The 26513-nt window shown below is 71.3% G+C and carries 27 protein-coding genes; 10 read left to right on the top strand and 17 right to left on the bottom strand.

Annotated features, from left to right (window positions below; translation table 11 throughout):
• The 3 genes from FCN18_RS00775 to FCN18_RS00765 all read left to right on the top strand — a co-directional run bounded on the left by FCN18_RS00775 (position 1) and on the right by FCN18_RS00765 (position 1871).
• Positions 1-663, top strand: a complete 663-nt coding sequence (locus FCN18_RS00775) for a Rid family hydrolase (protein ID WP_137092778.1) — start codon at positions 1-3, stop codon at positions 661-663.
• Positions 664-805: 142 nt separating this feature from the next.
• Complete coding sequence (locus FCN18_RS00770) at positions 806-1201, top strand: DUF2784 domain-containing protein (protein ID WP_112265541.1); 396 nt, start codon at positions 806-808, stop codon at positions 1199-1201.
• Positions 1202-1220: 19 nt separating this feature from the next.
• Entirely contained in the window at positions 1221-1871 is a 651-nt protein-coding gene (locus FCN18_RS00765) for a TrmH family RNA methyltransferase (protein WP_112265540.1), read from the top strand.
• Here the strand turns inward: FCN18_RS00765 and FCN18_RS00760 are convergent.
• The 4 genes from FCN18_RS00760 to FCN18_RS00745 all read right to left on the bottom strand — a co-directional run bounded on the left by FCN18_RS00760 (position 1822) and on the right by FCN18_RS00745 (position 7435).
• Positions 1822-3063: an MFS transporter gene (locus FCN18_RS00760; protein ID WP_113644508.1), complete on the bottom strand. Its 1242-nt coding sequence runs from the start codon at positions 3061-3063 to the stop codon at positions 1822-1824. The two genes, FCN18_RS00765 and FCN18_RS00760, sit on opposite strands and share 50 nt — an antisense overlap.
• A 136-nt stretch (positions 3064-3199) precedes the next feature.
• Entirely contained in the window at positions 3200-4213 is a 1014-nt protein-coding gene (locus FCN18_RS00755; RefSeq protein ID WP_112265536.1) for a carbon-nitrogen hydrolase family protein, read from the bottom strand.
• 84 nt (positions 4214-4297) lie between these two features.
• Complete coding sequence (locus FCN18_RS00750; RefSeq protein WP_137092776.1) at positions 4298-5242, bottom strand: AraC-like ligand-binding domain-containing protein; 945 nt, start codon at positions 5240-5242, stop codon at positions 4298-4300.
• A 42-nt stretch (positions 5243-5284) separates the two neighbouring features.
• Positions 5285-7435 carry a molybdopterin-dependent oxidoreductase gene (locus FCN18_RS00745; RefSeq protein WP_137092774.1) on the bottom strand — a complete coding sequence of 717 codons (2151 nt, stop codon included), beginning with the start codon at positions 7433-7435 and terminating at the stop codon, positions 5285-5287.
• A gap of 56 nt (positions 7436-7491) precedes the next feature.
• Between FCN18_RS00745 and FCN18_RS00740 the strand changes: the two genes are divergently transcribed.
• Positions 7492-8487 (top strand): glycoside hydrolase family 76 protein, encoded by a 996-nt coding sequence (locus FCN18_RS00740; RefSeq protein WP_137092772.1) that lies wholly within the window; start codon positions 7492-7494, stop codon positions 8485-8487.
• Here FCN18_RS00740 and FCN18_RS00735 read toward each other — a convergent pair.
• Both FCN18_RS00735 and FCN18_RS00730 read right to left on the bottom strand, forming a co-directional pair.
• On the bottom strand, positions 8436-9332 hold the full coding sequence (locus FCN18_RS00735; RefSeq protein WP_137092769.1) for a LacI family DNA-binding transcriptional regulator: 897 nt from the start codon (positions 9330-9332) through the stop codon (positions 8436-8438). The two genes, FCN18_RS00740 and FCN18_RS00735, sit on opposite strands and share 52 nt — an antisense overlap.
• A gap of 89 nt (positions 9333-9421) precedes the next feature.
• Entirely contained in the window at positions 9422-10459 is a 1038-nt protein-coding gene (locus tag FCN18_RS00730; RefSeq protein ID WP_112265526.1) for a LacI family DNA-binding transcriptional regulator, read from the bottom strand.
• A gap of 117 nt (positions 10460-10576) precedes the next feature.
• Here FCN18_RS00730 and FCN18_RS00725 point away from each other — a divergent pair, with 117 nt between their 5' ends.
• The 3 genes from FCN18_RS00725 to FCN18_RS00715 all read left to right on the top strand — a co-directional run bounded on the left by FCN18_RS00725 (position 10577) and on the right by FCN18_RS00715 (position 12808).
• A complete protein-coding gene (locus FCN18_RS00725; protein WP_137092768.1) occupies positions 10577-11422 on the top strand; it encodes a PfkB family carbohydrate kinase in 846 nt (281 codons plus the stop codon).
• Positions 11419-12054, top strand: a complete 636-nt coding sequence (locus FCN18_RS00720) for a nucleoside/nucleotide kinase family protein (protein WP_112265522.1) — start codon at positions 11419-11421, stop codon at positions 12052-12054. The genes FCN18_RS00725 and FCN18_RS00720 overlap by 4 nt, the downstream gene beginning before the upstream one ends.
• Before the next feature lie 343 nt (positions 12055-12397).
• Entirely contained in the window at positions 12398-12808 is a 411-nt protein-coding gene (locus tag FCN18_RS00715) for a VOC family protein (protein WP_112265520.1), read from the top strand.
• Positions 12809-12812: 4 nt separating this feature from the next.
• Here the strand turns inward: FCN18_RS00715 and FCN18_RS00710 are convergent, their stop codons facing one another.
• From FCN18_RS00710 to FCN18_RS00695, 4 genes are all read right to left on the bottom strand, one after another.
• A complete protein-coding gene (locus tag FCN18_RS00710; protein WP_206077778.1) occupies positions 12813-13484 on the bottom strand; it encodes a DedA family protein in 672 nt (223 codons plus the stop codon).
• 84 nt (positions 13485-13568) lie between these two features.
• Positions 13569-14390: a YceI family protein gene (locus FCN18_RS00705; RefSeq protein WP_112265518.1), complete on the bottom strand. Its 822-nt coding sequence runs from the start codon at positions 14388-14390 to the stop codon at positions 13569-13571.
• Entirely contained in the window at positions 14390-16990 is a 2601-nt protein-coding gene (locus tag FCN18_RS00700) for an MFS transporter (RefSeq protein WP_137092767.1), read from the bottom strand. Before FCN18_RS00700 ends, FCN18_RS00705 begins: the two co-directional genes overlap by 1 nt.
• Positions 16987-17502 carry a MarR family winged helix-turn-helix transcriptional regulator gene (locus tag FCN18_RS00695; protein ID WP_112265514.1) on the bottom strand — a complete coding sequence of 172 codons (516 nt, stop codon included), beginning with the start codon at positions 17500-17502 and terminating at the stop codon, positions 16987-16989. Before FCN18_RS00695 ends, FCN18_RS00700 begins: the two co-directional genes overlap by 4 nt.
• 178 nt (positions 17503-17680) lie before the next feature.
• Between FCN18_RS00695 and FCN18_RS00690 the strand changes: the two genes are divergently transcribed.
• Both FCN18_RS00690 and FCN18_RS00685 read left to right on the top strand, forming a co-directional pair.
• Positions 17681-18106, top strand: a complete 426-nt coding sequence (locus tag FCN18_RS00690) for a PPOX class F420-dependent oxidoreductase (RefSeq protein ID WP_112265512.1) — start codon at positions 17681-17683, stop codon at positions 18104-18106.
• Between the two features lie 10 nt (positions 18107-18116).
• Entirely contained in the window at positions 18117-19499 is a 1383-nt protein-coding gene (locus FCN18_RS00685) for an FAD-binding oxidoreductase (RefSeq protein WP_137092766.1), read from the top strand.
• A gap of 3 nt (positions 19500-19502) precedes the next feature.
• Here FCN18_RS00685 and FCN18_RS00680 read toward each other — a convergent pair whose 3' ends face one another.
• The 5 genes from FCN18_RS00680 to FCN18_RS00660 all read right to left on the bottom strand — a co-directional run bounded on the left by FCN18_RS00680 (position 19503) and on the right by FCN18_RS00660 (position 23148).
• Positions 19503-20162, bottom strand: a complete 660-nt coding sequence (locus FCN18_RS00680; protein ID WP_137092765.1) for a DedA family protein — start codon at positions 20160-20162, stop codon at positions 19503-19505.
• A gap of 55 nt (positions 20163-20217) precedes the next feature.
• Complete coding sequence (locus FCN18_RS00675; protein WP_112265506.1) at positions 20218-20541, bottom strand: hypothetical protein; 324 nt, start codon at positions 20539-20541, stop codon at positions 20218-20220.
• Positions 20538-21293 (bottom strand): MerR family transcriptional regulator, encoded by a 756-nt coding sequence (locus FCN18_RS00670; protein WP_137092764.1) that lies wholly within the window; start codon positions 21291-21293, stop codon positions 20538-20540. The genes FCN18_RS00675 and FCN18_RS00670 overlap by 4 nt, the downstream gene beginning before the upstream one ends.
• 10 nt (positions 21294-21303) lie before the next feature.
• Positions 21304-22440 (bottom strand): N-acetylglucosamine-6-phosphate deacetylase, encoded by a 1137-nt coding sequence (gene nagA / locus FCN18_RS00665; protein ID WP_137093303.1) that lies wholly within the window; start codon positions 22438-22440, stop codon positions 21304-21306.
• 87 nt (positions 22441-22527) lie between these two features.
• Positions 22528-23148, bottom strand: coding sequence for an RNA polymerase sigma factor (locus FCN18_RS00660; protein WP_112265502.1), 621 nt, complete (start codon positions 23146-23148; stop codon positions 22528-22530).
• Between the two features lie 167 nt (positions 23149-23315).
• Here FCN18_RS00660 and FCN18_RS00655 point away from each other — a divergent pair, with 167 nt between their 5' ends.
• Positions 23316-23597, top strand: coding sequence for a YciI family protein (locus FCN18_RS00655; protein ID WP_112265500.1), 282 nt, complete (start codon positions 23316-23318; stop codon positions 23595-23597).
• Between the two features lie 67 nt (positions 23598-23664).
• Here the strand turns inward: FCN18_RS00655 and FCN18_RS00650 are convergent, their stop codons facing one another.
• Positions 23665-24777 (bottom strand): NDMA-dependent alcohol dehydrogenase, encoded by a 1113-nt coding sequence (locus FCN18_RS00650; protein ID WP_112265498.1) that lies wholly within the window; start codon positions 24775-24777, stop codon positions 23665-23667.
• An 86-nt stretch (positions 24778-24863) separates the two neighbouring features.
• Entirely contained in the window at positions 24864-26492 is a 1629-nt protein-coding gene (locus FCN18_RS00645; RefSeq protein WP_137092763.1) for a sigma-54-dependent Fis family transcriptional regulator, read from the bottom strand.
• Between the last annotated feature and the right edge of the window lie 21 nt (positions 26493-26513).

The raw sequence follows: 26513 nt of genomic DNA, 5'->3' as shown, positions 1-26513 counted from the left end.
ATGAGCAGGTTCTCCCGGCGCGCACTCGGCGCCATCGCGGGCGGCACGGCGGTCGCGTTCGGCCTGGGCGCGGGCACGGCATCGGCAGGCGGTCGCCTCGGCAAGGGCCCGAGGCCCACCGAGGTCCGCTTCAACATGCCCAGCGGCAACAACCCGTCGATCGCGAACGGTGTCGCCGTCGGCAGCGCGGTCGCGGTCTACACCAGCAGCGGCCTCGGCCCCGCCGCAGCGAACCCTTCGGCGCAGGCGGGATCGCCGGAGCGGTACGTCGACCTCTCGCTGTTCCCCGGCGGCACACTGCCCGCCGGGGTCACGATCACCGAGGCGCAGGCGTGGAACACCCTCAAGCGCATCGTCGACAACCTCACGGCGATGCAGGCGAGGCCGCAGGACGTGATCACCATGAAGTGCTACCTCAAACGCCTCCCGGGGGCGAGCGACGCCGACTACGCGGGCTGGAACCGGGCGTACCGGCACTTCTTCGCCAACGCTGACCTCGACACCGGCAAGCCGATCCCGATGCCGATCGGCACCACCCCGCCTGTGCGGCCGTACGTCGTCAACCCGGCGCGGCCCGCCCGCGCGACGACGGAGGTGGCCGGGCTCGCGGTACCGGGATGGCTGATCGAGGTGGAGGTCCAGGCCACTTACCCGGCGCGCTGAGTGAGCGGCGGCCCGTTACGAAGTCTCGGCTTCGTAACGGGCCGTTCGCGATTTCCGACAGATCATTTCGAAGACGACGGATGAGGTATTTGGGAGTACCGTTGTCAGTGATCAGGGGGTTGTAACCGGGGTAGGTGGGGCGATGCTGGGGTTGCTGACCGGTCTCACGACAGCAGTCCATTTCCTGGCGTTGGTTTATATCGGACTCGGCGGTTTTCTCGCGTGGATCTGGCCGAAGTCGATCTTCGTGCACATCTTCTTCGCGCTGTGGGGTGTGGCCGTCAACGCCCTGCCGCTGCCCTGCCCGCTGACCGTGGCCGAGGACTACCTGCGTGAGCAGCGCGGGCTGGGCCCGCTGCCCGGCGGCTTCAACGAGCACTACATCTACGACACCCTCGTGCCGCGCGAGATCCTGCCGGTGGTCGGCATCCTCGCGCTCCTGCTAGTGATCGGGTCCTACGTCGGCGCGTACGTGCTGTGGCGGCACCGCCAGCAACAGCCGAGCGGCGTGCCGGGGCGTCCGGTGAGGCTGGGCTGAGCCGGGCGACAATGGAGGCGTGATCGAGGAGACCGGGCCGACCGAGTGGGTCGGAAGGCACGAGGTCGGCGTCGGCCCGTGGCAGGGTCCGTGGCCCGACGACGATCGCTACGACCCGGACCTGCTCGAACACGGTGACCGGCGCAACGTCGTCGACCCCTACCGGTACTGGCGGCGCGAGGCGATCGTGGCCGACGTCGACGCCCGTCGGTTCCCCTTCCATGTCGCGATCGAGAACTTCCAGCACGACCACAACATCGGCACGGTCGTGCGCACCGCCAACGCGTTCGCGGCCGCCGCCGTGCACATCGTGGGCAAGCGGCGGTGGAACCGGCGTGGCGCGATGGTGACCGACCGCTACCAGCACCTGCACCACCACGTGGGCGTCGGCGAGCTGGCCGCGTTCGCCGCCGAGCACGGGCTCGCGATCGTGGCCGTGGACAACACCCCAGGGGCGCGGCCCGTCGAGACGGCCGAGCTGCCGCGCGAGTGCGTGCTGCTGTTCGGCCAGGAGGGACCGGGCCTCTCGCCGGAGGCGCAGGAGGCCGCCGACCTCGTGGTGTCCATCGCGCAGTTCGGCACCACGCGCTCGATCAACGCGGGCGTCGCCGCCGGGATCGTCATGCACGCGTGGATACGGCAGCACGCCGATCTGTCGAAGGCGTGGTAGCGCGCCGCGGCAGCAGCAGCGGCGTCGCCAGCAGTAGGGCGCCGGCGATCGCGATGGCGGCGCGGACGCTCGTCGCCGCGGCCAGCAGACCCCAGAGCGCGGTCAGCGCGGCGACGGTGGCGTTGCTCGTGATCGTCCAAGCGGACAGCGTGCGGGCCACGCGATCCGCCGGGGTGTGGTCGAGCCGGAAGGTGGCGAACACCGGGTTGAACACGCCGATGCACGTGATCATCACGAGCTGGAGCGTCAGCACGAGCACGAGTCCTCCGAGCCCTGGGCCTGCGAAGGCGAGGCCGATGGGCCAGCACACGCGAAGCGTCCCCGCGGCGAGTAGGACGGGGCGCCGCCCGAACCGCGCGACCAGGGGCGGGGCCAGCCACGAGCCGACGAGCCCGCCGAGGCAGGGCCCCGCGAGCGCGAGGGCGTACTGCCACGGCGGGAAACCCAGCTCTCCCAGCATGAGCACCGCCAGCAGCGGTGAGGTCGCCAGCAGCAGGCCGTTGAAGAGCACCGTGTTGCAGAACAGCGGGCGAAGCACGGGGTGGCGAAAGATGTGCCGCCACCCCTCGAGAACCTCGCCCGCGCCCGGCCGCGACACCGGGCGCCCGGGGCGAGGCTCCCGCCCGCCGATCGCACTGATCCCCGCTGCGGAGAGCAGGTAGGTGACCGCGTCGACGACCACGGTGGTGATCGGGCCGAACAGCCCGAGTGAGGCGCCACCGAGCGGAGGGCCGAGCGCGGTCGCCGTCCACGTCGTCGCCTCGAACCGCCCGTTCGCGACGAGCAGGTGCTCCGATGGCAGGAGGGTCTTCAGGTAGGCGCCGCTCGCCGCCCGGAACGCGATGTCGGCCGAGGCGACCACCACCGAGACCACCATCAGCTGCGCGAACGTCAGCACACCGAACGCGAACGCTCCCGCGACGCTCGACAGCGCGGCGAACCGGATCAGGTCCGTCACCACCAGCACCGACCTTTTGCGACGGAACTCCACGACCGGCCCGAGCGGCACCGCGAACACCGCACCGGCGGCAAGGCCCGCCGCCGCGAGCAGCGACACCTCCAACGGCCCCGCGCCCAGCACGAGCACGGCGATCATCGGGAACGCGTCGAAGGCGAACCTCGTGCCGAACGTGCTCACCGCGTAGGCGGCCCACAGGAAGCCGAACCGCCTGCCCAGTGATCCGCCCGCCACGCCCGTCAGCCAAGCGGATGCCGGACGGAAAAGCGAACAACCACACCGGCGCCGAGGTCCCGGCAACCCGCACCCCGCGCTCCCACCTCGGCACAGCGCGGCGCAGGCCGGGAACGTGGACGCCGAGCTGGGCCGGTCAGTCCACGCCGAGGTCGGCCAGTTCCTCGGCAGGGTGAGGCAGGACCGTCACCGCCGGGTCCGAGGGAGCCTCCACGGTGCGCGGCGCGGGGTTGCGGTTGACCAGCAGGCGGAACACGTCCGGGCGGGAGTAGTGGCCCACCGGGTCCGCCGCGGACTTCGCGATCGCGATCAGCGCGGGGTCGAGGTCGGCGTACAGGATGCCCTCCTCGGTCTCCGCGAGCGGCTCGGCCAGCGGGGTGCCCTCGGGGCCGAAGATCCGGGCGAAGCCACCACCGAGCCGCAGCAACTGCCGCTTGGCCTCGGTGTCGCAGAACACCTCGTGCGCCGCCTCGCCGACCACCGAACACGCCGCGAGGACGAACGCCTGTCCCTCGACCGCGTACGTCAGGCTGGCCGCCGTGTTGACCTCCGGCCCCAGCGCGGTCGCCGCGCCGCGGTACACCGAGAAACTCGGCCACGACGCCACGTGGATCTCCTCGCCAAGGCTGTACATCGCGTACTTGGTCAGCGGCTGGAAGTGCTCCCAGCAGTTCAGCCCGCCGAGCTTTCCGAGCGCGGTGTCGTGCACCTGCAGGTCGCTGCCGTCACCCTCGCCGAATACCGAGCGCTCGACGTGGGTCGGCTTGAGCTTGCGGCGCACCGAGATCAGCTCCCCGGTGTCCGCGATGAACGCCTGCGCCATGTACAGGCTGCCGCCTGCCCGCTCGCTGAAGCCGAGCACCACGTGCACGCCGTGTTCCGCCGCGGCCTGGCGGATCCGCCGCATCTCGGCGCCGTCGCGGGTCATCGAGTTGGCGGCGTACCTCGGCACGAACGCCATGCCCGCCGCGGGGGAGTCGAGCCAGATCCACCATGGGTAGCCGGGGACGAACGTCTCGCCGAACGACACCAGCTTCGCTCCGCCCCTCGCGGCCTCACCGATGAGCGCGACCGCCTTCTCGACGCTTCCGGCCAGGTCCAGCCACACCGGCTCGGCCTGCACCGCCGCGACCCGCACCACGCTTTCCATGACGTCTCCTCGAACCGAGTGGGATCAGTTGGAGGGCATCATGCGGCGTTCGCGCTTCCGCCGGACTGACCGCGCGTGCCGCTGTCACTGACCGCGCGTGCCGTCCCGGCACTCGCGGGGCGTCATCCCGAACTCGGCGCGGAACGCGCGGTGGAAGCCGGACTCGCTGTCGTACCCGCACAGCGCGGCGATGGCCGCGACCGGCCGGTCCGGGTGCTCGAGCAGCATCGCCCTGGCCCGGTCGAGCCGGATGCGCCGGATCTGGGTGGCGATGCCACCGTCAGGGGTGAAGACGCGGTACAGGGTGCGCCGGGAGACCCGGCAGGCCCCGGCGACGAGGTCGACATCGAGCCCCGGATCACCGAGGTTTCGCCGGATGAACGCCAACGCCTGTTCCCGCACCAATGCCTGCACCGGGTCGGGTGCCGGTTCGTCCCGCGCCGCGAAGGAGGCCGCCGCCGACAGCAAGCCGAGCGCGTGCGGCAGCAACGGGGCCGTGGTGTGCGGGTTCGCCTTCGCCGCGTCGGCCAGCGAGGTGAAGAACGCTGGGACGACCTGTCCAGGCCCGCCCCGGCCGAGGGTGCGGGCGGTCAGCCTGTGGGTGTCCCGCACCGCGAGGTCCCGTTTGGGCACCTGGACGACGAGCTGGCGGAACCGCTCGTCGAAGTGCAGTGTGTAGGGCCGCGTGCTGTCGTAGAACGCCATGTCACCCGCCCGCAGCTCGGCTCGCCGCTCGTCCTGCTCGACCAGCCCGCGACCCTGCAGCTGAATGCTCGCCAGCAGGTACTCGTCACCACTGCGGGCGATCAGGCTCCGCGTGCGCCGCACCACCTGCCCCGCGGCGACCACAGTGGACAGTTCCAGGCGGCCGACCGGCACGTGCTCGATGCGCCCCGCGAACGCACCCTGGGTGACGGGAGCGGCGTTGAGCTGGACGAACGTCTCGCAGATCAGCTCCCGCCAGTAGGCGAACGCCTCCTCGGCGGGCACCGCCGCCGTGCTCAGCTCCACCCGGGCCTGCCGGTCCATCCCGGGATTGTCACCCCGGCAGCCGCTCCTGTCGACCCCTCGCTAGGCGGGCGCGACCTCGACCGGGATGCCGTTCAGCACGGCGGTTCCCGAGAGCGCGTCGACCGACAGCTCGTCGGCGAGCACGTTGGAGTTCGCGCCCGGGTGCGCCTTCGCCACTGTGGTGCGCACGCCGTCGACGTCGTGACCCCAGCCGTGGGGGATGCTCACCACGCCCGGCCGGATCTCGTCGGTGACCTCCACCTCCACCTCGATCGTGCCCGTGCGGGCGGTGACCTTCGCCTGGCCGCCGTCGTGAAGGCCGAGCCTGCCCGCGTCGTCGGGATGCACCTGCACGGTGCACAGGTTCTTGCCGCGCACCAACGGTTCGAGGTTGTGCATCCAGGAGTTGTTGGAGCGCAGCTGCCGCCTGCCGATGAGCACGAGCCGCCCGTTCGGCGACCGCCCCAGCTCCTTGGCGAGCCTCGGCACGTCGGCCGTGATCGCCTCCGGAGCCAGCTCGATCCGGCCGCTCGGCGTGCTGAGCACCTCCGGGATCCGGGGTCGCAGCGGGCCGAGGTCCACACCGTGCGGCGCCGCTTCGAGATCGGCGAGGGTCAGGTCGTACGGGCCGGCGCGCAGCATCAGGTCCATGATCCGCTCGGGTCCCGTGCGCTCGCCCGCGACGGCGACGTCGAGCCCGCAGCGGCGGGCCACCTCGGCGGCGACGAACGCGTCGAGCGCGGCGACGTCGGCGTCCGGGCCCTGACCCGTCACGATTCCCGTGAGGCGCAGCAACGTCTCCCACTCCTGCGGCATGGGTGAGGGCAGTGCGGCGGGGGTCCAGTTGGCGACGTTGCGCACGGCGAGCTGGTACAGCGCGATGTCGTAGTGCGCCCGCTCCAGCGGTGTCGGCCCGGGCAGGATCACGTCGGCGTGCCGCGTGGTCTCGTTGAGATAGATGTCGAGCGAGAGCATGAACTCCAGCTGTGGCAACGCGTTCGCGAGCCTGCCCGCGTTGGGCGTGCTCAGGCACGGGTTGCCCGCGATGGTCACGAGAGCGCGGACCTGACCCTCTCCCGGAGTCTCGATCTCCTCGGCCAGCGCGGCGACGGGGACCTCGCCGAACACCTCGGGCAGCCCGCGCACACGAGTCCGCCAGCGGCCCGCCGCGAACGGGCGCCGCGCGCCGCTGCCGCTCCGTTGGCCCGCCGCCGCGAACGGGAACATCGCACCGCCCTCGGCGTCGAGGTTGCCGGTCAGCACGTTCAGCACGTCCACGAGCCAGCTGGTAAGCGTGCCGAACGTCTGCGTCGTGGTGCCGATCCGGCCGTAGACCACGGCGCGTTCGGCGGCGGCCAGTTCCCTCGCCATCCGGCGGATCTCGGCTGCCGCAACGCCCGTCACCGGGGCCACGGCCTCGGGGGTGAACGGTTCGGCGAGGGTGCGCACCTCGGCGACACCGTTGACGTGGTCGGTGAGCCTGCCGAGGCGCACCAGGTCCTCGGCGAACAGGGTGTGGACCAGTGCGAAGAGCAGCAGCGCGTCGGTGCCGGGCCGGATCGCGTGGTGCTCGTCGGCGGCCTCGGCCGTGCGGGTGCGGCGTGGATCCACCACCACGACCTTGCCGCCGCGCTCCCGGACGGCGCGCAACCTGCCCCGCACGTCCGCTGCGGTCATCAGGCTTCCGTTGGACACCAACGGGTTCGCGCCGAGCATCAGCAGGTGCCCGGTGCGGTCGAGGTCGGGAACGGGGATGGTGAAGCCGCCGCCGAAGAGGTAGCCGGAGGAGTAGTGCTTGGGCAGCTGATCGACGCTGCCGGCCGTGTAGAAGTTCTTGGTGCCGAGCGCCTTGAAGAACGCGCGGCCGTAGAGTGCGACGGCGAGGTTGTGCGCCGCGGGGTTGCCCACGTAGACGGCCACGGAGTCGCGGCCGTGCTCCGCCGCCACCGCGGGAAGGCGCGCGTCGATCTCGGCGAACGCCTCCGCCCACGAGACCTCGGTGAACGAGCCGTTCCGCTTCACCAGCGGCGCCCGCAGCCGGTCGGGGTCACTGTGCAGGGCGCCCAGCGAGGCGCCCTTCGGGCAGATGTAGCCGCGGGAGAAGACGTCCTCGGCGTCGCCGCGCACCGAGGTCACGTCCGCGCCGTCGAAGGTCACCTCCAGGCCGCAGGTCGCCTCGCAGAGCGGACAAGTGACATGCGCCGTTGCCATTTGCTCATGGTTCTACACGCGCTGCGGTATGTCGAGGACGGCGCAAGGATGGGCACATGCCGTGGAGCGAGTGCGCCGCCGAGGCCGAAAGCGCCGTGTGCGCCCGGCATCTCGCGCGCGTGTGGGGGCTGCCCGGTACCGCGCTCGGCCTGCCCGCCTGGCCGCCGACCACCCGGCACCGCCTGCACCGGCCCTGGCACTACTGGTGGAACGCGCACCTGCTCGACTGCCTCGCCGACGCGCGACTGCGCGCACCCGACCCGGAGCGGGAGGTGACGATCGCGCGGCTGGTGCGCTCCATCCGGCTGCGCAACCGCGGCAGGTGGACCAAGGACTACTACGACGACATGGCCTGGCTCGCGCTGGCCTTGCAGCGGATCGGTGAGCACGAGCCCGTGCGGATCCTGCTCGACGCGGTGTGGGCGGGCTGGTCCGTCGACGCCGGTGGTGGCATCCGTTGGCGCAGCGGAGATTCCTTCAAGAACGCGCCGACGAACGGACCTGCCGCGATCGCCTTCGCGAGGGCGGGAGAGACGGACAAGGCGCGGAAACTGTTCTCGTGGCTGGAGAACCGGCTCGTCGATCCGGACACCGGGCTGGTCAACGACGGCGTACGCGCCGACACCGGCGAGTGCGTGGAGGAGATCTTCACCTACTGCCAGGGCGTCTTCCTCGGTGCCTGCCTCGAGTTGTCCGAAGTGGACGCGGCCGAACGGACGGTGCGCGCGGTGGCCGCCCATCTGGCGCCGGGCGGCGTGCTCCGCGGCCAGGGCGGTGGCGACGGCGGGTTGTTCGCGGGGATCCTGGCTCGCTATCTGGCTTCCGCGGCGAAAAGGCTGCCGAAGGGGCCGGCCGCCGACGTGGCCGCCGAGCTGGTGCTCGACTCGGCGTCAGCGTGCTGGCGTGGCGCGGCCCCGGCCGAGCACGGCCCGCTGTTCGGTCCGGAGTGGACGGATCCTGTGGAGCTGCCGCCGCGGGGGGCCGCGCGCGATCTCTCGGTTCAGCTCGGCGCTTGGCTGCTGCTGGAGGCCGCCGCCGTGCTGGATCCCTGAGCAGGGCAGCCACAGGAGGACCGGTGCGCGAAGGACGGCGTGAGCCGCACGGTCCTCGGCCGCCGCGCAGGGTCGGCGATACGCGACAGCAGCAGCCGCACAGCCGTGTGCGCGATGTCGCCGAACGGTGGGGCCAGCGCGGAAACGGGCGGGTCGGCTTCGCGGGCGCGGCCCGTGTCACCGTGGCAGACCAGGCCCAGCTCCGCGCCGATGCGCAGCCCGCGGTCGCGCGCCTCGGCCTGCACAGCCCCGAGCATGCCTTCCCCGGCGACGACGACCGCTGACGGCCTTTCGGCCAGCAGCACCCCGGCCGCCGATGGCGAGCCCCCGCGCACGACGAGCGCGGCGTCCCAGCGCAGGCCGGCGCGGCCGAGGCCGAGCCGGTAACCGAGCGACCGCTCGTCGGCGTCGCCGTCACCGGGCGGTCCTGCGAGGAGCCCGATCCGGCGGTACCCCCGCGCGGCCAGGTGCTCGGTGAGCTCGGACGTGGACTCGATGTTCTCCGTGCCGACCTGGTCGACATCGTCCCGCGGGGCGAGGCGGTCGACGAGCACGGTCGGCAAGCCGATCCGCACCAGCTCGGTCACCACGGTGTCGTCCCCGCTCGCCGGGGCCAGCAACACACCGTCGACTCCCTGGGCGCGCAGGGTGCGGGCCGCGGCGGCCTCGGAGGTGACGCTGCCGGTGGTCTCGGCGAAGGTCACCGCGCAACCCTCGGCCAGGACCGCCGACTCGACCGCGGCGGCCAGTTCGGCGCGGCCTCCGGTGTCCGGCGCGAGGGCGACCCCGAACCGGTAGCACAGGGGCGCGCGCCTGCGGGGCGGTGCGCTCGACGGTGAGCTCATGGCGCTACTCCAGGAGGAGGGAGCTGATCGGGTGACGCTAGCCCGAGTGGGCTAACGCGCAACCGGTTACGCAGCGCGTCGCCGCAGAATCAACTGTCCGGGTGAATCGCGGGGCAACCGCATGACTCCCGGTGCCGCAGGACCGGTGGGAGGCGCAACGTCTCCGGCCTGCGGTCCGGGTCCTTGATCCGCGACAGCAGCAGCCGGACGGCCTCGCGGCCGATGTCGGCGATGGGCTGCGCCATGGTGGTCAGTGGCGGGTCCACGAGGTCGGCCCATTCCGTGTCGTCGAAGCCGACCACGGCGACGTCCTTGCCGACGTGCAGCTGCCGCCGCCGCGCTTCGTGCAGCACGCCGGCCATCATCGCGTCGTTGCCGACCACCACCGCGCTCGGCGGCTCCGGCCGGTCGAGCAGTGCGGCGAACGCGTCCGCGCCGCCCGCGCGTTCGGAGTGCCCCGGCACCACGAGGTCGGGGTTCCACGCGAGCCCGCCCCGGCCGAGGCCGAGTCGGTAGCCGAGCGTCCGTTCCTCGCTCGTGGCGAGGCCGGGGGTGCCCGCGACGAAGCCGATCCGGCGGTGGCCCAGCGAGGCGAGGTGCTCGGTGAGCGCGGACGTGGACTGGATGTTCTCCGCGCCGACCTGGTCCACGTCACCTCTCGTGGCGAGGCGGTCGACGAGCACGGTGGGGATGCCGAGCGAGACGAGCTCGCTGATCACGGAGCCGTCGCCGGGCACGGAGGTGAGCAGCAGGCCCTCGACGCGCCTCGACCGCAGCGCACGCACGACGGCCTGCTCGGTGTCGACCGTGTCATGCGTGTCGGAGAGCAGCACCGTGTAGCCTGCTGCGGCGGCTTCCCGCTCGATGGTCTGCATGAGCACCGCGAAGTAGGGGTTGGCGAGCAGCGAGATCGCGACGCCGATCGACCGCGTGCCGCCGGTGACCAGTGAGCGGGCGATGACATCACCCGTGTAGCCGGTCTGCTCGATGGCCTCGAGCACCGCTGCTCTGGTCTCCGGGGCCACGGCCCTGGTGCCGTTGACGACGTGCGAGACGGTGGTGATCGAGACCCCGGCCAGCTCCGCGATGTCGCGCTGAGTGGGCCGGGTCGATCGCTGCGGGGGCATGGTTCGTCCTTCGCGGCTCGCGGCAAGCGTTTGCGCAAACGGTTGCGAGCGAGCATAACGTCTGTCTACGTTGCAGGCGTCCGGCGGTGTGCCTCGGAGCGGAGGAGGGTGGCGAGCGTGAGGGTGCTCCTCGCGGGCCTGTGCACGGTCGACGTCGTCCAGCGCGTCGACGAGCTGCCGGAGCCGGGTCACAAGGTCCAGTCGCGCTCGGTGGAGACCGCGGCGGGCGGGCCCGCCACCAACGCCGCCGTCACGGTCGCGGCACTCGGCGGACGGCCCACGCTGCTGACCGTCCTCGGCGCCCATCCGCTCGCGGAACTCGCCCGAACCGACCTCGCCGCGTGCGGGGTCGACGTGCTCGACGCGCTGCCCACGCACCCGGACCCGCCCGCCGTGAGCGCGGTGGCCGTGCGGGAGCGTGACGGCGAGCGCACCGTGGTCTCGCACAACGCGGCGGCGCTGCCCGAGAAGCTGGCCGCTGTTCCACTGCCCACGACCTCCTCGACCGACGCCGTGCTGGTGGACGGCCACCACCCCGCGCTCGCCCTGGCCGCCGCTCGGTGGGCCAGGGAGGAGGGGGTGCCCGTGGTGGTGGACGCAGGCAGCTGGAAACCCGTGTTCGCGGACGTCTTCCCGCTGGCCGACGTGGTCGCCTGCTCGGCGGACTTCCGCGCGCCGGATGGCGCGCTGGCCGACGTGCCGACGGTGATCACCACGGCGGGTCCCGACCCGGTGCGCTGGCGAAGCGGCGGCGAGTCGGGCGAGGTGGCGGTGCCGTCGGTCGAGGCGAAGGACACGCTCGGCGCGGGCGACGTATGGCACGGTGCGCTCGTGGCAAGGGCCGGGGAGCTGCCGATCCCGGAACTGATCGGGTTCGCCAACGAGGTGGCGGCCGAGCGGGTGCGCCACAGTGGACCGAGAAGCTGGCTTGGCCCGGTGAGGGCGAGGATGGGAGAGAGATGACGTCGTTCGAGGAGTTGCTGGACAGGGCGCAGACGCTCGCCGCGAGGGACGGGCGCACGGTGCTGGGCATAGCGGGAGCCCCCGCCTCCGGCAAGACGACCCTCGCGTGGCGGCTGGCCAACGCGCTCGGCGACCGCGCGACCGTGGTGGGCCTGGACGGCTTCCACCTCGCGCAGGTGGAGCTCAACCGGCTCGGCCGCACCGACCGCAAGGGCGCCCCGGACACGTTCGACGCGTACGGCTACGTGCATCTGATCCGCAGGCTCGCGCGGGGCGAGGAGCTGGTCTACGCGCCGGAATTCCGCCGCGAGATCGAGGAGCCGATCGCGTGCGCGGTGCCGGTGCCGCCGTCCGTGCGGCTGGTGATCACGGAGGGCAACTACCTGCTGCTCGACACGGAGCCGTGGGCGGATCTGCGGTCGCTGATCGACGACGTCTGGTACCTGCAGCCGGACGAGGACGAGCGCATCGAGCGGCTGGTGACGCGGCACCGCAAGTACGGACGGTCCCTTGTGGAGGCTCGCCAGCGCGCGCTCGGCTCCGACCAGCGCAACGCGGACCTGATCGCCCCGAGTGCGGTGCGTGCCGACCTCGTGGTGCGCGACATGGAGCTACCCCACTTCGCGGTCTGACCCCGCGCCCCGACCCCGGCCCTGACCCCGACCCTGACCCTGACGCAGTGAAGGCCACCTTCACTGCGTTGAACGAACACAGCGGCGCGTCAGCGTCTCCGTTTGGGTGGTGGAGGGAGACGGGTGGGCGCAGGCATGGTGGCCTTCACTGCGGACGGCCGAGCCAATCTGTCCACAGGTTGGCTGTGGACAACCACGGGTTATCCACAGGGCTGTTGAGGAATCCCGGCCACGCCGGGTACGGAGGGGTCACGGCGACATCCCATTCCAGCCACCCGGCGAGCGGGGAGCGCGGCCGCCCGGCGAGAATCCTCGTGCGGGGGTGGAAGGACGACTGTGAGAAATGACCAAGCTCGCGAGTGTGCACCATCTGGCTCTCACGGTCACCGACGTCGACCGCAGCGTGCCGTGGTACGAGCGGGTGCTGGAGTTCGAGGAGATCTCGCGCCGCGACGACCCCGAGAAGGGGTTGCGGAAGGTGCTGCTGCGCGCGCCCGGTGACGGCTTCTCCGTGATGCTCGTCCAGCACGCCCACGTCGAGCGGCCGCCCTTCGACGAGCGGCATACCGGGCTCGACCACGTCGCGTTCAAGGTCGGCTCGTTCGCCGAGCTGCAGCGGTGGGAGGAGCGGCTCGCCGAGTACGGCGTCACCCACACTCCGGCGACGCCCTCGCGCACCGTGCCCGGCTCCCTGGTCGTGGTGTTCCGCGACCCCGACGGCATCCAGCTCGAGGTGTGGGCGGAGCCGGAGTGACGGCTCAGGCGCTCGCCGCCTCCGTCTCGGTCTCCACCGGGCGGCGCATCTCCTGGCGGTAGCGGTACACGCCGTAGGCCGTGCCGATCACGAAGAACGCCACGCTGCCCCACACCAGCGCCGTCTTGAGCCACGGCACCACGTCGAGCAGCCCGGCGCCGTAGTAGCCGATCAGCACCAGCGTCGGTACCCACAGCACCGCGCCGGCGGTGGTCGCCAGCATGAAGCGCCGGGGATCCATGCGCGCCGCACCCGCGATCAGCGGGGCGAGCGTGCGCACCCACGGGATCCAGCGGGCCGCCACGATCGCCAGGAAGCCCCTGCGGTTGAGAAAGGCACGCGCTCGTTCGAGGTTGGCCTGGTTGAGCACCTTGCCGCCGCGCCGCGCGATGAACTTCGTGCCCGTCTGCCTGCCGATGTAGTAGCCGACCTGGTTGCCGACCACGGCGACGACCAGGGCCACCCCGGACAGCGCCCACGCGTGGCCTTCCGCGCTGTGCTGCGCCAGCACCACCCCGGCCCCGAAGAGCAGCGAGTCGCCGGGCAGGAACAGCCCGACGATCAGCGCGCATTCGATGAACACGAAGCTGAGCACGATGACCCAGACGAGGAGCGGACCGGCCGTCGCGAGCCAGTCCAGCCCGACGCCGGCGGCTTCGGCGTGCACGATACCCACGCCCGGCAGCGTACGTGGCTTCCCGGTGTGGACCTAACCCGAACGGTGTCGTTCCGGTTTCCACCCGGTCACGAGCGGCGTGGCTCAGAACTCCGGAAGCCGCTCTCCCTGGAGCGCCTGGATGTCGAGCTCCACCTTGACGGTGGTGCCGATCGCGGCCACGCCGGCCCGCACCATCGCGTTGTAGTTGATCGCGAAGTCGTCGCGGCGCAGCTGCGTCTCGGCGTGGAACGCAGCGCGTACGCCACCCCACGGATCGGGCCCGTACCCGCCGTAGCGCAGGTCCAGTTCGATCTCGCGGCGCTGCCCGTGCAGCACCAGCTCACCGCGCAACAGCCAGGTGTCGGCGCCCTTCTGCGCCAGGCCGGTGCCCGCGAATTCGATGGCCGGGTACGTGGCCACGTCGAGGAAGTCGGCCGAGCGCAGGTGGTCGTCGCGCATCTTGATGCCGGTGTCGATCGACGCCGCTTCGATGCGGGCGCGCACCGACGAGCGCTCGACGGGCCGCTCCACCACGATCCGGCCCGAGAGGTCGGGAAAGCGTGCCTTGATGCTCGCGATCCCGAGGTGCCGGGCCGTCACCACCACCGAGGAGTGCACGGGGTCGATCACCCAGGGCCCCGGCGGTGGCAGCTCGATCGCGCCCTCCTCCGGGGCGAGGGTGACGTCGCCGATCGAGCCGGAGCCGTCACTCGCGACCTGGGCGGTGCGGGCGACGGGCAGGTATCCCGGCGCCGTCACCACGGCGGTGTAGACGCCGGGGGCGAGCGGTTCGGTGACCACCGCACCCTGCGCGTCCGCCGTGGCCCTCGCGGCCTGCCGCCCGCCGAGGTCGGTCACGGTCAGCACGGCGTGTTCCACCGCCCAGCCCTCGGCGGTGCGGACGAGTCCCGAGAGCCCCGCCATCAGCGGTCGTTCCCCGCCAGGTCGTCGATCACCTGGTCGTAGCCGAGGCGCACGTCGTGCTCGGCTTCCCCACCCGCGACGGTCACCTGGCTCGTCGCGGGCGGGTACCCGCTCGCGACCACGGTGTAGTCGCCCTCGGGCAGGTCGCTCACCACGTAGCGACCGGACTCGTCGGTCCTGGCCACCGCGGCCACATTGCCGTCGGCGTCGAGCACGGTGATCCGCGCGTCGCGCACCGGCCGGTCGTCCTCGGCGAGCGCCGTGCCGCTCAGCAGCACCGAGCCGGCGAGCTCGATGTCGTGGTGCAGCACGCCGCTGTCGGGCACGGTCAGCGTCACGGCGGCGGGCCGCAGCCGGTCCCCGCTCGCGACGAGCGTGTAGGCGCCCGAGGTGACGCCCGTGAACACGTAGGTCCCGTCGGCCTGCGTGCCGCACGCGGCGGTGACCTCGCCGCGCGAGTCGGCGAGCGTCACGGTCGCGTTCGCCAGCGGCGTCCCGCTGCCCGCGGCCCGCACCACGCCGGTGACCTCGCCGGAGCCGGTCAGCGTGATGTCCACGCGCGTCGGGGCGCCGGTGCCGCCCACGACGACGCTCGAAGCCTGCGGCTGGTGGCCGCCCGCCGACACGATCAGCACGTAGGTACCCGTGTCCGGGGCGCCGATCGTGTAACCGCCGTCGGACTGGCCGATGCCCCGTGCGACCTGCCTGCCCCGCTGGTCGATCAGGGTGAGGGCCGCACCCGCGACGGAGGAGCCGTCCTGCCTGCGGATGTGCCCGGTGACGGGCAGCCCCGGTGTCTCCACCGCATCGCGGAAGCCCGTCGAGGCCGTGATCGGCGCCGTGGCGCCGCGCAGTTCGGCGTGCCCGTTCTCGTCGGCCCGCGAGTGCCTGCCCGCCGCGACCAGCTCGGGTTCGCGGTCGAGCGCCTCGTCCGCGTCGGCGAGCGCCGCCTCGCGCTGGGCTTCCGGGGCGGCAGCATTGTCGGTGTCGATCAGCGCCTCGCCGCCCTCCATCACCGCGGCCTTCGGCGCGCTGTCGGCCAGCGGGATCTCCTTCATGAACAGCAGCACGAGGAACGCGAGCGCGGCCACGCCCGCGCCGATGTAGAACACCAGGCTGATCGAGTCGGTGAAGCCGATGAAGAACGGCCGCGCCTGCTCGATCGGGATCTGCTGCAGGAACGACGAGTCGGTCATGATGTCGTTGCCCGCCGCGTTCATGGCCGAGGGTGCGACGCCCGCCGAGCGGAAGGCGTCGGCGATGTTGTCGTTCAGGGTGCTGAACAGCACCGACAGGAACACCGCGACACCCAGCGTGCCGCCGATCTGGCGGAAGAACGTCGCCGAGGCCGTGGACACGCCCATGTCGCGGCGAGGGCCCGCGTTCTGCACGGCGATGATCAGGGTCTGCATGCAGCCACCGAGTCCGAGCCCGATCACGGCCATGTAGACCATGGGCTGCCAGATCGGGCTGTCCCACTCGACCTGGGCGAACAGCAGCATGCCCACTGTCATCAGGGCGGTGCCGACGACCGGGAAGATCTTGTACCGGCCCGTGCGCGAGGTCAGCTGGCCCGACGTGACCGAGGCCGTCATGACGCCGAGCATCAGCGGCAGCGACAGCAGACCCGCCTCCGTCGGCGAGTAGCCCTGCACGATCTGCAGGTACTGCGGGATCAGCATGATCGAGCCGAACATCGCGACACCGACGATCACGCCGCCCGCGATCGCGACGGTGAACGTCGAGTTGCGGAACAGGCGCAGCGGGATCAGGGCCTCGTCCTTCATTACGTGCTCGACGAAGAGGAAGAGCACGAGTCCGACGGCGCCGACGCCGTAGCAGATCACGGCGCGGGTGGAGCCCCAGCCCCACTCGCGGCCCTGCTCGGCGATCAGCAGCAGCGGGACGAGGCAAATCACCAGCGCGAGGCCGCCCCACCAGTCGATGCGGTGCTGCTGCCGCTGGTGCGGCACGTTCAGCACCTTCGCCACCACGAACAGCGCGATGATGCCCAGCGGCACGTTGACGAGGAACACCCAGCGCCAGCCGGTGATCCCCGCGATTGAGTCGAGCCCCGCGAGGAACCCGCCCAGTACCGGGCCGAGCACCGTCGACGTGCCGAACACGGCGAGGAAGAAGCCCTGGTAGCGGGCGCGCTGCCGGGGCGGCACGATGTCGCCGAGGATCGTCAGCGCCAGCGACATCAGACCACCGGCGCCGAGCCCCTGGACGGCGCGGAACGCCGCGAGCTGGTACATCGACTGCGCGAACGTCGCCGCCACCGAACCGAGCACGAAGATCGAGATCGCCGCGAGGTAGAACGGTTTGCGCCCGTAGATGTCGGAAAGTTTGCCGTAGATCGGTGTCGCGATCGTCGCGGTGATCAGGTACGCCGTGGTGATCCACGCCTGCAGGCTGAGCCCGTTCAGATCGTCGGCGATCGTGCGGATGGACGTGCCGACGATGGTCTGGTCCAGTGCGGCCAGGAACATTCCGGTCATCAGCCCGATCAGGATGACGACGATCTGGCGGTGGCTCAGGTTGGGTCCGCTGTCCGGATCCGGTTCGGGCGCCGCTGGCTTCTGGGCGGCGGATGTCATGCGTTGTCCCCCTCGGTGGTGCTGAACTGCTGTGGATCGAAGTTCTCGATGGCTGCGTTGAGCCGGTCGATGAGCCGCGTGAGCGTGTGCCGGTCCTCTTCGGGCCAGTCGGCGAGCAGCTTGGCGAGCCAGTGGCCGCGGAGCCTGCGGTTCTCCTCGAACACCCGCAGCCCCTCGTCGGTGGGCGCCAGCAGGCAGGCGCGGCCGTCCTCGGGGTCGGCGGTGCGCTCGACGAGGCCGTGCTGGACCAGCGAGCTGCTCTGCCTGCTGATCGTGGAGATGTCGGAGTGCAACGACTCGGCGAGCCGGCTCGTGCGCTGCGGTCCGTCGTGGACGAGCGTGAACAGGATCGCGTAGGCCGCGCGCTCGATGCCGTCCGGTCCCCGCTTCGCGACCTGCGACTTCGCCCGCGTCATCGCCCGCATGAACCTGACCAGCTGCGCGCCCAGCTCGTCGGCGACGGTCAGCTCGGCCTCGGTCGGCCGGGCGGTGTCCTGGGATGCAGGGGCCATGAGCAGGTCTTTCGTCACGGATGTCTTGTTTGTGTCGTGCAACTAGTTGCCTAAAGCAAGAATGTCCCCGTTCCGGGGTTCCGTGCAACTCCATTGCCGGCCCTGTGGGCCAGACCACCGGGCTCGTCACCCGTGTGTGTGAGCGGAATGTCCGGCGACCCGGTCGCGTTGCGCGGACATGACCCGAGACGACTCCCTGCGCGCGCTGCTCGCCGAGCGGCCGTTCGGCGTGCTCGCCACGCTCAAGCGCGACGGCAGGCCCCAGCTGTCCAACGTCAACCACCACTACGACCCGGAGCGCGGCCTCCTGCGGGTCTCCATCACCGACGGCAGGGCCAAGACGAGGAACCTCCGCCGCGACCCGAGGGCGAGCTACCACGTGTCGAGCGCCGACGGCTGGTCCTACGCCGTCGCGGAGGGCGTCGCCGAGCTGTCACCGGTGGCGAAGGACGAGCACGACGACGCCGTGGCGGAGCTGATCGACCTCTACCGTGCGATCAGGGGAGAGCACCCCGACTGGGCCGAGTACCGCGCCGCGATGGTGGCCGATGAGCGTCTCGTTCTGCGGTTGCGCGTGGACCGCGTGTACGGGATGGCGCGATAGCTTTGACGGCATGACACTGCTGTCGACGTTGCGCGAGGAGCTCGGTGCCGAAGCCGTGCTCACCGATCCGGACGTGACCGCCGCCTACTCCCGGGACGAGATGCCGCTGGCGCCCGCAGGGGTGCCACTCGCGGTGGTGCTGCCCTCCGATGTGGCCGGGGTGCAGGCGACAGTGCGGGCCTGCGCTGAGGCGGGCGTCCCGATCGTGCCGCGCGGCGCCGGCAGCGGGATCTGCGGCGGCGCCAACGCGATCGAGGGTTGCGTGGTGCTCGTGACCACGAAGCTCGACGAGATCCTGGAGATCGACGCCGACAACCGGCTCGCCGTGGTCCAGCCCGGCGTGGTGAACCTGCACCTTCGCGACGCCGTCGCCAAGCACGGCCTGTTCTACCCTCCCGACCCCTCCAGCTACGACTGGTGCACGATCGGCGGCAACCTTGCCACCAACGCGGGCGGGCTGTGCTGCGTGAAGTACGGCGTCACCACCGACTCCGTGCTCGGGCTGGAGGTCGTGCTCGCCGACGGCTCGCTGCTGCGCACCGGGCGCCGCACGGTGAAGGGCGTCGCGGGCTACGACCTCACCAAGCTTTTCGTCGGCAGCGAGGGCACCCTCGGCGTCATCACTCAGGCCACCCTGGCCCTGCGGCCGCTGCCGCAGGCGCCGGGCACGCTCGTCGCCGCGTTCTCCTCCACGAGGGACGCGGGCGCCGCGGTGAGCCGCATCGTGCGTGAGGGCCTCGTGCCCTCGCTCATGGAGATCATGGACGCCGCCACGATCGCCGCCGTCGAGGACCACCTCAGCACCGACCTCGGCGCGGGCTCCGGCTCCGGTGCCCTGCTGCTGTGCCAGTCCGACGCGGGCGGCGAGGTGGCCCGCAGGGAACTGGCGGCGCTGCGGCAGGTGTGCGCCGACGCAGGCGCGGAGATGACCCACGCCACCGAGGACCTCGCCGAGGGCAACCTGCTGATGCAGGCCCGCCGCTCGGTGCACTACGCGCTGGCCGCGCTGGGGGCGAACATGACCGACGACGTGTGCGTTCCCCGCACGCGCATCGCGGACCTCATCGAGGGCTGCGAGCGGATCAGCGACGACGTCGGCCTTCGCATCGCCGTCTGCGGGCACGCCGGCGACGGGAACATGCACCCCACCGTGGTCTACGACGCGGGGGCCGACGGCGAGTTCGACCGGGCCCGCAAGGCGTTCGACGCGATCCTCGACCTCGGCCTCGCGCTCGGCGGCACGGTGACCGGCGAGCACGGCGTCGGCAAGTTCAAGCAGGACTGGCTCGAACGCGAGATCGGTCCCGTCGGCCTGCGGGTGCACCAGCGGCTCAAGCGCGCGCTCGACCCGGACGGCCTGTTCAACCCAGGGTCGATGTTCTCGCTGGAGTGAGCGTCAGTTCTCGGTCGGCGTCCGCTTCTCGCGGCGCGCCTTCAGGTACTCGAAGACGATCGGCAGCACTGACACCAGCACGATCAGCACGAAGATCGCGTCGACGTTGTCGCGGATGAAGGCGATGTTGCCGAGCATCGCGCCGAGCACGATGAGCCCGGCGGCCCACACGATGCCGCCGAGGACCGTGTAGGTGAAGTACTTCTTCGGGCCCATGCGGCCGATACCCGCCAGCCACGTGATGAACGTGCGCACGAACGGCACGAACCGGGCGAGCACGATCGCCTTGGGGCCGTGCTTCTCCAGGAAAGCGTGCGTCTTGTCGACGTGCTCCTGCTTGAAGAACCGCGAGTCCGGCCGGTTGAACAGCTTCGGCCCGACCTTCCAGCCGATGCCGTAGCCCACGACGTTGCCGATGATCGCGGCGACCGTGGCGAGCACGCAGACCAGCCACAGCGGCACGTCGAGGCTGCCGTTCGCGACGAAGAGACCGGCCGTGAACAGCAGTGAGTCACCCGGCAGCACCGGGAAGACGCTGCTCTCCGCGAAGAGGATCAGACACAGCACGGCGACCACGACGGGCCCGATGCCCGAGAGCAGGTGCTCTGGGTTGAGCCAGTCGGGCATGATCGACATCTGGGCCGGCGTCTGCGCGAGATTCACGCTGGACAAGGTACAGGGTCGCCCTGTGGGCTCACCTGAGCCTTAGTGCCTGCTTTCACAAGAGCGTCAGCAGGCCGATCACGCACCCCGAGGCCAGACCGAGCAGCAGCGTCAGCAGCAAGATCCAGTACAGCGACAGCGGTTCCGGCTGCCGTGCTTTCGGCTGGGCGGGGACGGGGTCGGGCTGCGCGAGCGCGTCCAGTGCGGCCCGTTCGCGTTCGAGCGACCCCTCACCGGCTCCGGACAGCAGGCCGTACCCACCGGGGGTCTCGACGACGGGAGGCGGCTCCCGCCGGGGCGAGCTCGGCCCGGCGGGCGGCGCGTTGCGCGCCTGCGCGCGCAGTGCCTCGGCCAGCAGGCGCTCGGGGTCGTCGGTCATCGCTGTTCAGGGTAGTGCTGCTGGGACAGGGGTCCGAAGCGTTCGGCGAACCAGTCGCTCAGCGCACGGCTCATCGACTTGGCGAGGAACGCTGTGACCGTGGACTGGGCCAGCGGTCGCAGGGTCTTCGCCTGCTCGGTGAGCGCGGGCAGGTCGTCGGCGCTCGGGGTCCAGCCCGTGTCGCGGCCCGGCACCACGTGTTCGTCCACCATCCGCAGGAACATCGCCGCGAGCTGGTCGGTCTGCCACCGCACCTGCTCGGCGATCTCCAGCAGCGTGGGCAGGGGCACGCCCGCCGCGAGCAGTTCCCTGCCCGCGTGCAGGAGCCGGGGACTGCGCACGAGCACGTGCGCGGGCCCGTCGTGGGTGAACACGCCGAGTCGCACCAGCCTCGCGATCGCCTCGTCGTCGACGGCGTGGTCCCGGAACTCGGCGAGCAGGTCGGCCAGCGCCACGCGCTCCGTCGGCTCGTCGCTCCACGGCGAGGCCAGCACCTGTTCGAGGCCCAGCAGGTCCTCCAGGTCGCGGCCCGACTGCCAGGTGGTGAGCATCTCGCGGATCTGCGCGAACGTGTAACCGCGCTTGAGCAGCCCGAGGATCACCCGCAGCCGGGCCAGGTGCGCGTCCGAGTAGAGCGCGACGCGGCCTCGTCGCTCGGGTGGAGGAAGCAGCTCGCGGTCCTGGTAGACCCGTACGTTTCCGACCGTCGTGCCCGCAACGCGGGCGAGTTCGTCGACGCGGTACTCCACCACCCAGGAGAGTCTAGTGGTCGCTGCGAGTTACCCACTCGCCGCGGCGCAATACCCCCATTGGGCAAAGATCATCACCGAGAAGTACCAGGTCGGCCTGCAGGCCGCGGCACAGCCGGCCGGTGCGATCCGCGATGCCGAGCAGCTCGGCCGGTCTACTCGCGGTAGCACGCACCGCGTCGGTGACGCTCAGCCCCGCGCCGTGGACGAGGTTGCGGAAGGCGGCGTCCATCGTGAGTGTGCTGCCGGCGAGCGCACCGTTGCCCGCGAGCGTCGCGACGCCGTCGCGCACGTCGACGGCGAGCCTGCCGAGCGTGTAGGTGCCGTCTGCTGCGTCCGTCGCCGACATCGCGTCGGTGACCAGCACCGTCCGGTCCTTGCCCGCGTGCCGCGCGGCCAGCCGGAGCACGGTGGGGTGCACGTGGACGAGGTCGCAGATCAGCTCCACGGTCACCCGCTCGTCGTCGAGGAGCACGCCGACCGGACCCGGCTCCCGGTGGTGCAGCGGCCGCATGCCGTTGAAGAGGTGGGTGGCCACCGTCGCACCGGCGTCGACGGCAGGTCGTACCTGCTCCTCCGTGCCGTCGGTATGCCCGATCGCCGCGATGACGCCCGACTCGGTGAGCTGGCGCACGGCCTTGATGCCGCCGGTCAGCTCGGGCGCGAGCGTGACCATGCGGACGTGGCCCCTGCTCGCGTCGAGCAGCGAGTCCACCGCGCTCGTGTCGGGTTCCCGGAGCGCGGCCGGATCGTGTGCGCCGCAGCGGGCCTGCGCGATGAACGGACCTTCCAGGTGCACCCCGGCCAGCTCGCCGTCCTCGACCAGCTCCGAGAGCGCCGCGAGCTGGTCGGTGAGCACGCCGATCGGGTCGGAGACCAGACTTGCCAGCATGGTCGTGGTGCCGTGCCTGCGGTGGGCCGCGATGGCCCTGGCCGCCTCGGCGGGGTCGGTGGTGGAGAACGACGCGCCGCCCCCGCCGTGGCAGTGGGTGTCGACGAAGCCGGGGACGACGAGGGCTCCGCGGACGTCGACGTGCCTGCCCTCGGGCGGCGCGCCCGTGCCCAGCTCGGCGATGCGCCCTCCGGAGACGGAGAGCCAGCCGTCGTCGAGTACGCCGTCGGGGCAGGCCAGCCGCCCGCCGGTGAGCACGAAATCGTCGGAGCCGTTCACGACCACATCATATTGGTCCAGACCAGAATGTCGGCAACTCACGAAATATCGAGGCTACCTTGTTATTCAGTTTCTACCGTCGTGCATGGCCCGCTGGAGAGCCTCCAGTGCCCGGCTCGCCGTGGACTTGACGGTGCCCTTGGAGATGCCCGCCGCCTCGGAGATCTCCGCTTCAGACAGCCCGCCGTAGTAGCGCAGCACCAGCACCTCCCGCTGGCGGGGCGGGAGCTTCGAGAGTGCGCTGACCACGGCCTGGTGCTCGGTCGACAGCATCGCGAGGCTCTCGGCAGAACGCGCGTTCACGGCGTGCGGGGGCACGTACTCGCGAGCGGTCTTGCGACGGCGCAGCACGCTGCGCGAACCGTTCACCACGGCCGTGCGCAGGTAGCCGACGGCGGCCGCGGCATCGCGGAGCTTGCCCCAGTTGCGGTGCAGACCGGTGAAGGCCTCCTGCACCACGTCCTCGGCGGTCGCGGGCTCGTCGACGAGCAGGATGGCGAGCCGCACCAGCCGCATGCGGTGCTGGCGGTAGAGGTCCTCGAGCGTCAGCGGGCCCGAGGGTTGGGCTTTGGGCACGGGAGCGTCCAACGTGCGCAGGTGCCCGAGCGTCTGCTCGACACTGCTCTCGACGTTTCTCCCTGCTGCTGCGGCGTTGCGCTGGCGCATGGGCTCGGCGCTGCCCTGCATCGAAACCTGCCCATCCCTCGACGGCGTTCTCCAGCTCCGTGGAGCGCGAAACTGACGCGCACTCAGCGTATCGGGTCGAACTGGCATTACCCAGCGTTCTCAGATGACCGTCAGGTACCGATACGGTGCGCGAACTACGCACAACGCTAGATCATCCGGAGGAAGCAGTGGCCTGGTTCTTGGTCGAAATCGAGTACGTGCCGGAGAAGTTCGCCGAGGTCCGGCCGCGGCACCGTGACTTCCTGGTGTCGCTCGCCGAGCAGGGGGTCGTCGCGATCGCCGGCCCGGTGGACGACGACAAGGGCGGCGTGGCCATGTACCAGGCCGAGAACCGCGAGGAGCTGCAGAAGCTGATCGACCAGGACCCGTACCACCTGGAAGGCGCGATCGCGCAGCGTAAGGTCCGCGAGTTCAAACCGGTGATCGGCGCCTGGCTCCCGGCCCAGTGAACTTCCCCCAAGGCCACCTTTGGTGCGTTGAGCGCAACAAAGGTGGCCTTGGGGAGCGTTGGGGTGGTTACTGAGCGTGGACGATGACGCCGCGGACGTTCTTGCCGTCACGCAGGTCCTGGTAGCCCTCGTTGACCTGCTCCAGCGTGTACTTGGTCGTCACGAGCTCGTCGAGCTTGAGCTTGCCCGCGTCGTAGAGGCGCAGCAGCTTGACGATGTCGTACTGCGGGTTGGCCGAGCCGAACAGCGTGCCCTTGATCGTCTTCTCGAACAGCGTCAGCACGCCGCCCGAGACGTGCACGGTCAGCTTCTCCGGGTTCGCCAGCCCGGTGATCACCACGGTGCCGCCCTTGCCGACGGCGTTGAACGCGTCGGTCACCACCTGCTCGTCCACGGTTCCCACCGTGATCAGCGCCTGGTCGGCCATCTGGCCCCAGGTCAGCTCGGCGATCTTCTCCGCTGCCTCGCCCGCCGTCGCGAACGCGTGGGTCGCGCCGAGCTTCAGCGCGCTCTCCCGCTTGAACTCCACCGGGTCCACCACCACGACGTTCTTGGCGCCCGCGTGCGCCGCGCCCTGCACGGCGTTGATGCCGATGCCGCCGATGCCGTAGATCACCGTGGTGTCGCCAGCGCGCACACCGCCCGAGTAGTTCGCGGTCGCCCATCCGGTCGGCACACCGCAGCCCACCAGCACCGCCGTCTCCAGCGGCAGCCACTCGTCGACCTTCACCACCGAGTGCTGCGAGATCGTCGCCCGCTCGGAGAACGTGCCGAGCATGCACATCGCGCCGAAGTCCTGGCCGCCGGAGTGGAACCGGAACGTCCCGTCCGGCATGTGCCCGTCGAGGATCGTCGCGCCCATGTCGCAGAGGTTCGAGCGGCCCGTCGCGCAGTAGCGGCACGTGCCGCAGTTCGGGATGAAGCTGCAAACCACGTGGTCGCCGGGCTGGACCTTGGTGACGCCGGGGCCGACCTCCTCGATGATGCCCGCGCCCTCGTGGCCGCCGATGATCGGAAACCGGGGCGCGAGGTCGCCGTCGATCAGGTGCAGGTCGGAGTGGCACAGACCGGCGGCCGTGTACTTGATCAGCACCTCGCCGGGGCCGGGGCCGTCCAGGTCGAGTTCGAGGATCTCGAAGGGCTTGCCAGCGTCGAACAGTACCGCTGCCTTCGTCTTCACAGCTGTCTCCTCACGTGCGCCGTTGCTACGTCGTGCCGTGATTGTCGAACGGCTCGGAGACCCGCGAGTGTGCAAATCCTGCACACCTAACCGCTGATGCGCAGCGCCCGCATCCGGTTGTAGAGGGTGGAGCGGCTGATGCCGAGCTGTTTCGCCGCGTGCACCTTGTTGCCGCCGACGGCGGCGAGCGCCTTGGTGATCGCGTCGTGCTCGGCCTGCTCCCAGCCCGTGAGCTGGGGTGATGCGGCGCTCACCTGGCAGCTGGGCGCGAGGTCCCTCGCGGTGATGTCGCCGGCGGAACGGAGCTGGGCGGCCTCCTCCAGCACGGTTTCCAGCTCGCGGAGGTTACCCGGCCACGGCTGCGCGGCGAGCAGTTCGAGGGCTCCCGCCGTGAGGCGCAGCGACGTGCCGCCGGGGACCCCGCCCAGCAGTGTGCGGGCGAGCGCGGGGATGTCGGCTCGCCGTTCGCGAAGTGGGGGCAGCTCGACGCGCCGGTGCACCCGCGCGGCCAGAGCGGCGTGCTCGTCCCGCAGATCCGTGAGCGGTCCGCTGGTGAGCACGAACCACGCGGGCGAGGTGTCCAGCAGCCGCGCGAGCCGCGCCGCGAGCACGGCGGGCAGCAGGTGCACGTCCCGCACCGCGACCAGACCGGGATGCCCGGCCGCGAGCTCCTCCAGCCGTTCGCACCACGCTGCCTCGCCCAGCACGGGCACGTCGGCGGCGTCGAGCCGCACCAGTGGCTCCGCGCCCGCCAGCACGGCGGTCGCCGCGGTGCGCCCAGTGCCCGGCTCGCCCGCCACGAGCACCCGGCGACGCGCGAGCGAGCTGCGCCGGAGCCGTTCCTCCGCGTCGGCGGGCAGCACGCCGCCGAGCGCGCGCCTGCGCACGTGAGTGGGGTACGCGGGCCGCAAGGGAGCCAGTTCGAACAGCATCCCGGCGTTGACCGACACGGCCTCCATCCGCACCTCGACCTCGGTGCCCGAGGACAGCCGCAGCCTGCGCACACCGCGCCGCGTGCGGCTCACCTCGCGCAGCAGCGCGTGGTCGCACGCGTCGACGAGGTCCACGGCCGTGCTGTTGGCGAGCACCACGTCCTCGCCGAGCGCGAGCACGGCCGACGAGCGGTGCTGGGCGGCCTGGAACGCGGCGAGCAGCCGCTGCTGGGCCTGGTTGGAGCCGTCGAGCAGGCGCTGCTCGATGTCGGCGGCGGCGTGTGCGAGGAAAGGGCCGAGCAGCGGGTTGGTGTCCTCGACGAGGCCGGTGATGTCGAGCACGCCCTCGAGGCGCTTGGTGGCGGGGTGGACGATCGGGTGGCCGTAGCAGGTGAACTGCTTGAATGCCTCCAGGTAGTGCTCGTCGCCGTGCACCGCGACGCCCCTGCGCACCTCGTACGGGGTCGCGATCGAGTTGGTGCCGCTGGTCTCCTCCGTGAACTGGCAGCCGGGCACGGCGCTGACGCTGTCGAGGACCCGCTCCACGGAGCGGTTGCCGAATCGTCTCGCCACGATGCGGGAGTCGCGGTCGGCCAGCACCACGCACAACCGCGTGTCGTCGAGGTGCCGGGCGATCTCGTCGAGCACAGGAGTGGCCGCCCGCAGCAGTCTGCTGCTGGTGTCGATGTCGCGGACTTCCAGCCGGTCGGCGGGACTGCTCGGCTTCAACCCGGAGAGCTCGGCCCGCCGCCACGACTGAGCGATTTCCAGTCGTAGCTCCACAGCGCACTCCTCATCGAGTGA

Source organism: Prauserella endophytica (assembly GCF_005146945.1).
GTDB classification, from domain to species: Bacteria; Actinomycetota; Actinomycetes; order Mycobacteriales; family Pseudonocardiaceae; genus Prauserella_A; species Prauserella_A endophytica.
Note: the sequence above shows the minus strand (reverse complement) of the source record. Positions and strands in the feature narration are given on the sequence as shown.

Bases quoted from the DNA above. Each gene is read 5' to 3' on its own strand.
- FCN18_RS00775 (WP_137092778.1), top strand. From the start codon at position 1: ATGAGCAGGTTCTCCCGGCGCGCACTCGGCGCCATCGCGGGCGGCACG.
- FCN18_RS00770 (WP_112265541.1), top strand. From the start codon at position 806: ATGCTGGGGTTGCTGACCGGTCTCACGACAGCAGTCCATTTCCTGGCG.
- FCN18_RS00755 (WP_112265536.1), bottom strand. From the start codon at position 4,213: ATGGAAAGCGTGGTGCGGGTCGCGGCGGTGCAGGCCGAGCCGGTGTGG.
- FCN18_RS00750 (WP_137092776.1), bottom strand. From the start codon at position 5,242: ATGGACCGGCAGGCCCGGGTGGAGCTGAGCACGGCGGCGGTGCCCGCC.
- FCN18_RS00745 (WP_137092774.1), bottom strand. From the start codon at position 7,435: ATGGCAACGGCGCATGTCACTTGTCCGCTCTGCGAGGCGACCTGCGGC.
- FCN18_RS00740 (WP_137092772.1), top strand. From the start codon at position 7,492: ATGCCGTGGAGCGAGTGCGCCGCCGAGGCCGAAAGCGCCGTGTGCGCC.
- FCN18_RS00735 (WP_137092769.1), bottom strand. From the start codon at position 9,332: ATGAGCTCACCGTCGAGCGCACCGCCCCGCAGGCGCGCGCCCCTGTGC.
- FCN18_RS00730 (WP_112265526.1), bottom strand. From the start codon at position 10,459: ATGCCCCCGCAGCGATCGACCCGGCCCACTCAGCGCGACATCGCGGAG.
- FCN18_RS00720 (WP_112265522.1), top strand. From the start codon at position 11,419: ATGACGTCGTTCGAGGAGTTGCTGGACAGGGCGCAGACGCTCGCCGCG.
- FCN18_RS00715 (WP_112265520.1), top strand. From the start codon at position 12,398: ATGACCAAGCTCGCGAGTGTGCACCATCTGGCTCTCACGGTCACCGAC.
- FCN18_RS00705 (WP_112265518.1), bottom strand. From the start codon at position 14,390: ATGGCGGGGCTCTCGGGACTCGTCCGCACCGCCGAGGGCTGGGCGGTG.
- FCN18_RS00700 (WP_137092767.1), bottom strand. From the start codon at position 16,990: ATGACATCCGCCGCCCAGAAGCCAGCGGCGCCCGAACCGGATCCGGAC.
- FCN18_RS00695 (WP_112265514.1), bottom strand. From the start codon at position 17,502: ATGGCCCCTGCATCCCAGGACACCGCCCGGCCGACCGAGGCCGAGCTG.
- FCN18_RS00690 (WP_112265512.1), top strand. From the start codon at position 17,681: ATGACCCGAGACGACTCCCTGCGCGCGCTGCTCGCCGAGCGGCCGTTC.
- FCN18_RS00685 (WP_137092766.1), top strand. From the start codon at position 18,117: ATGACACTGCTGTCGACGTTGCGCGAGGAGCTCGGTGCCGAAGCCGTG.
- FCN18_RS00675 (WP_112265506.1), bottom strand. From the start codon at position 20,541: ATGACCGACGACCCCGAGCGCCTGCTGGCCGAGGCACTGCGCGCGCAG.
- FCN18_RS00660 (WP_112265502.1), bottom strand. From the start codon at position 23,148: ATGCAGGGCAGCGCCGAGCCCATGCGCCAGCGCAACGCCGCAGCAGCA.